At 69.5% G+C, this 2,312-nt stretch carries 1 protein-coding gene and 1 pseudogene; both read right to left on the reverse strand.

The genetic code is table 11. The features are described from left to right. A pseudogene (gene scpA, locus V6M46_RS10265) lies at positions 1-1,656 on the reverse strand (methylmalonyl-CoA mutase); the annotation flags it as partial. An 86-nt stretch (positions 1,657-1,742) separates the two neighbouring features. Further along, positions 1,743-2,312: methylmalonyl-CoA mutase family protein (locus V6M46_RS10270; protein ID WP_332664495.1), on the reverse strand; the 570-nt coding region annotated here is incomplete at its 5' end.

The following is a 2,312-nucleotide window of genomic DNA, read 5'->3' on the forward strand; positions in this document are numbered from 1 at the left end:
GATGACCTTGTCGATGTTGCCGCCGTGGCCGGCTTCGGTGCGGTACACACCTGAGATCGTACGGATCACGGCTTGGTGGCGCCCGTAGACCTTCTCGAGCGCGTCGGAGATCTCGCCGACCGTCGCCTTGGCGCGGGCCGCGTTGACCGCCAGCGTGAGCAGGTTGTCGTCCAGCGAGCCGTCGCTGGCCGACCCGCGCTCGGCGCTGCGGGTCAGCGCCGCGAGGGCCGCGTCGACGTCGTCCTGGTTGCGCTCGGCGCGCAGCCGTTCGAGCTTGGCGATCTGGGAGGCGTACACCGCCTTGTTGTCGACCTTGAGCACCTCGAGCGGATCCTCGTCGGCCAGCCGGTACGTGTTGACGCCGATCACGGCCTGCTGCCCGGAGTCGATGCGCGCCTGCGTACGGGCCGCGGCCTCCTCGATGCGCATCTTGGGGATGCCGGCCTCGATCGCCTTGGACATGCCACCGGCAGCCTCGACCTCCTGGATGTGCGCCCAGGCGCGGTTGGCCAGGTCGTGGGTCAGCCGCTCGACGTAGTAGGAGCCGCCCCACGGGTCGATGATGTCGGTCGTACCGGACTCCTGCTGCAGCAGCAGCTGCGTGTTGCGCGCGATGCGGGCGCTGAAGTCGGTCGGCAGCGCGATCGCCTCGTCCAGCGCGTTGGTGTGCAACGACTGGGTATGTCCCTGCGTCGCGGCCATCGCCTCGATGCACGTACGCCCCACGTTGTTGAACACGTCCTGCGCCGTCAGCGACCAGCCCGACGTCTGGCTGTGCGTACGCAGGCTGAGGCTCTTGGGGTTCTTCGGCTTGAAGTCCGAGACCAGCTCGGCCCACAGCGCCCGGGCGGCGCGCAGCTTGGCGATCTCCATGTAGAAGTTCATGCCGATCGCCCAGAAGAAGCTCAGCCGCGGCGCGAACGCGTCGATGTCGAGGCCCACGTCGAGGCCCGCCCGGATGTACTCGACGCCGTCGGCCAGCGTGTAGGCGAGCTCGAGGTCGTTCGTCGCCCCGGCCTCCTGGATGTGATAGCCCGAGATCGAGATCGAGTTGAACCGCGGCATCCGCTGCGCGGTGTAGGCGAAGATGTCCGAGATGATCCGCATCGACGGTGCCGGCGGGTAGATGTAGGTGTTGCGGACCATGAACTCCTTGAGGATGTCGTTCTGGATGGTCCCGGAGAGCTGCTCGGGCGGCACGCCCTGCTCCTCCGCGGCGACGATGTAGAGCGCCAGCACCGGCAGCACCGCGCCGTTCATCGTCATCGACACGCTCATCTCGTCGAGCGGGATGCCCTCGAACAGCTTGCGGGTGTCGTAGATCGAGTCGATCGCGACACCGGCCATGCCGACATCGCCGACGACGCGCGGGTTGTCGGAGTCGTAGCCGCGGTGCGTCGCGAGGTCGAACGCGACCGAGAGGCCCTTCTGACCCGCGGCGAGGTTGCGCCGGTAGAACGCGTTGGACTCCTCGGCGGTGGAGAAGCCCGCATACTGGCGGATCGTCCACGGCTGCGTCGTGTACATCGCCGGGTAGGGGCCGCGCAGGTACGGCGCGAGGCCCGGGTAGGTGTCGAGGGCGTCGAGGCCCTCGAGGTCGGCCGGCGTGTAGAGCCCTTCGATGTCAATGCCCTCCGGCGCCGGCCACGGCTCGGCGCCGTCCGTGGAGCGGGCGTACGTGTCGGCGTCGGGCTCGTACGGCTGCTCGGGATCCAGCGGCAGCCCGGCGAAGCTCTCGGGAATCATGCGCTCAACTTCTCTCGGGTCTCGCGGAGGAAGGCCAGGGCATCGAGTCCGGCGGCCACGGTGGTGTCGGCGCCGATGTCCGCCTTGCCGGCCACGATGACGTACGTCGCCCCGGCTTCGCGCAGCGCCGTCACCAGGTCGGCGCCCCACGTCTCGTACGCCTTGTCGGTGCCGACCAGGCAGACGATCGCGGGCTTGCCCGCCTCGGCGTACGCCGTGAGGACGTCGTCGACGCCCTCGGTCGGCCCGGCGACGACGGTGTCGATGCCGCCGGCGGCAAGCAGGTTCGCTGCGAACGTGCCGCGCGCGGTGTAGGCCGCGACGGCGCCCATCGATGCGAGGAACACTGGCGATGCGGCGCGGTCGTCGCGCAGGGCCTCGTACTCGCCGGCGTAGCGGTGCACGTCGACCGGGTGACCGTACGGCCGGCGCTCCGGCAGCTCCTCGTGCAGGTTGGGGAACTCCGAGACTCCCGTGATCGGCCGCTTGCGCTTCGCGATGTCGAGCGCGCGCGCCGAGACGGTCTCGGCGATGGCGTCGCGGAGGAAGTCGAGCGACTCGACGAG

It is taken from the genome of Aeromicrobium sp. (genome assembly GCF_036676885.1).
Classification (GTDB): Bacteria; Actinomycetota; Actinomycetes; order Propionibacteriales; family Nocardioidaceae; genus Aeromicrobium.